Genomic DNA, 1825 nt, shown 5'->3' on the forward strand with positions numbered 1-1825 from the left:
TGTTTTGGTTTTTTTTTGATCGTATGTTTGCTGTACGGGTGTTGTGTCTATGCGTCGGCTGGGTCAGCTGTGTAGGCGTGAAGTCCTTGTGGTCCTTGGTCTCCTTGGTCTCCTTTTTCTCCTTGGATTCCCTGAAGTCCTTGCGGTCCTTGGTCACCTTGGTCTCCCTTTTCTCCTTGGATTCCTTGGTCGCCCTGGTCGCCTTTATCTCCTTTTTCTCCCTGTGGACCCTGTGCACCTGTTGCACCAGTCTCACCTTGGATTCCTTGTATTCCTTGTGGACCAGTTTCTCCTTGGATACCTTGAGGTCCTTGGTCTCCCTGATCTCCTTTTTCTCCCTGATCGCCTTTTTCTCCCTGTGGACCCTGTGCACCTGTTGCACCAGTCTCACCTTGGATTCCTTGTGGGCCAGTTTCTCCTTGGATACCTTGAGGTCCTTGGTCACCCTGATCTCCTTTTTCTCCTTGTGGACCCTGTGCACCTGTTGCACCAGTCTCACCTTGGATTCCTTGAGGACCAGTTTCTCCTTGGATCCCTTGAGGTCCTTGCTCACCCTGGTCGCCTTTATCTCCTTTTTCTCCCTGTGGACCTGAATCTGGATCTACCCAAGAATATACACCTAATCCATCAGTTGATAATACTTGTCCATTTGTTCCGCCTTCAGGTAATTCAATTTCATTTTCATCATCATTATCTCCGTCAGTGTATGAAACAGTATAATTACCAGACCCGTCATTAGTGACATTAATATCTCCTGCCCCTACAACTGTCTCCCTGTAGTTTGATAAATCAATAGGTGTAGCTGTTGGATCATTAGTTAAGGTTAGATTATCACCTGTTAATGATAAATCTTGACTATCCGTACCTACAAAATTAGTTACTGTACCGTTTTCTGATGTATACGTAAATGTACCATCTCCATTATTTTCTAATGTTGTTACTGTATTGTTTGTGTCAATTGTTGCTGAATTACCAGAATCATCAGTAATCGTATATGTTCCGTTACCATTATCTAAAACAGTAGAGCGCTTTGCATCAAAAGTAGTGGTTGCGCCGCTCTCATTTTCATAAGTAAAAGTTCCATCGCCATTATCTGTTAAAGACGTAATTGTTTCATCAATTGTAACTGATGCTACGTTTAAATATAGACCTCCGTCTGTACCTACTTGAATGTCGTTGTTAGCATCTGAACTTACTAAGCCTATAGTCTGTGAAGAACCTGTGCCATCTGTATACGTAATTGTACCATCATTATTGTTTACTAAAGTTCCTGCAACTTGATTTGTATCAATAGTTGCAGCATTACCAGAATCATCTGTAATTGTAAATGTTCCATCGCCATTATCTAAAACGGTAGAACGCTTTGCATCAAAAGTAGTGGTAACACCATCTTCATTGGTATATGTAAATGTACCGTCTGCATTGTCTACCAATGTAGATAATGTTTCTGTAAATGTAGTTGCTGTTCCGTTTTCTGATGTGTACGTAAAACTACCATCGCCATTGTCTACTAATGTAGTTATAGTGTTATTGGTATCTACGGTTGCTGAATTTCCTGAATCATCTGTTAATGTAAATGTTCCATCGCCATTATCTAAAACGGTAGAACGCTTTGCATCAAAAGTAGTAGTTACTCCATCTTCATTGGTATATGTAAATGTACCATCTGCATTGTCTACTAAAGTTGATAATGTTTCTGTAAATGTGGTTGCTGTTCCGTTTTCTGATGTATACGTAAAACTACCATCGCCATTGTCTACTAATGTAGTTATAGTGTTATTGTTTTTTAATATATTACATTTTCCTTTAACTTCAGTTAATTATA

2 protein-coding genes are annotated in these 1825 nt (G+C 40.3%); one reads left to right on the forward strand and one right to left on the reverse strand.

Annotated elements, in window-relative coordinates; genetic code table 11:
- Positions 1-47: 47 nt before the first annotated feature.
- A complete protein-coding gene (locus tag BFJ87_RS17090; RefSeq protein ID WP_216352845.1) occupies positions 48-1433 on the reverse strand; it encodes a hypothetical protein in 1386 nt (461 codons plus the stop codon).
- On the opposite strand from BFJ87_RS17090, the gene BFJ87_RS11940 reads away from it, so the two are divergent.
- On the forward strand, positions 1396-1825 hold a 430-nt coding region (locus tag BFJ87_RS11940; RefSeq protein WP_139344242.1), incomplete at its 3' end, for a hypothetical protein. The genes BFJ87_RS17090 and BFJ87_RS11940 overlap by 38 nt on opposite strands.

The organism is Cellulophaga omnivescoria, assembly GCF_001999725.1.
Lineage (GTDB): Bacteria > Bacteroidota > Bacteroidia > Flavobacteriales > Flavobacteriaceae > Cellulophaga > Cellulophaga omnivescoria.